The sequence below is a fragment of the Streptomyces sp. BE20 genome (genome assembly GCF_036322525.1).
GTDB lineage: Bacteria > Actinomycetota > Actinomycetes > Streptomycetales > Streptomycetaceae > Kitasatospora.
Genome location: NZ_JAQYWW010000427.1, coordinates 1 through 554 on the forward strand (window position 1 = coordinate 1; position 554 = coordinate 554).

Consider the following 554-nt stretch of genomic DNA (forward strand, 5'->3'; position numbering starts at 1 on the left):
GGGTCCCGACCGCGCCCGACGGCGGCAGGGGAGCCCGACGCACCGCCGGAACGGCCCCCGGGACGCCCCCCTCGCCGGTCCGCTCCCCCGTCGCACCGGCCGCCGCCCCGCTCAAGCTGCTGGTCATCGAGGACGACGCCTCCGACGCCGACTCCCACGCCCACCCCCACGCCCACGCCCACACCCACGACCCCCCCCCCCCCCACCCCCCCCCCCGCCCCCCCCCCCACACCCCCCCCCCCCCCCCCCCCCCACCCACCCCCCCACCCCCCCCCCCCCCCCCACCCCCCCCCCCACCCCCCCCCAACCCCCCCCCCCCCACGCCGAGTTAATCATGATTGCCCGACCTCGGTGATCTTCAAGGCAGTTCACTCTGCTTCACTACAAGTTGCTCCAGGTCGCCGCTGTAGTACGTCTTCCGGCCGGGCGAGCTGGTGGCCACCGACGGAGTGCGGGTGGAGGGCAGCTCGGCCCTGGATCTGAGCCTGCTGACCGGCGAGTCGGTGCCGGTCGAGGTCGGTCCGGGCGACCAGGGGGCGGGCGCCGCGGTGAAC

The 554-nt window shown here is 77.3% G+C and carries 1 pseudogene; it reads left to right on the top strand.

Going from position 1 to position 554, the window contains the following annotated elements:
• Positions 1–410 precede the first annotated feature (410 nt).
• Positions 411–554 (top strand): annotated as a pseudogene (locus tag PUR61_RS03740) (P-type ATPase); the annotation flags it as partial.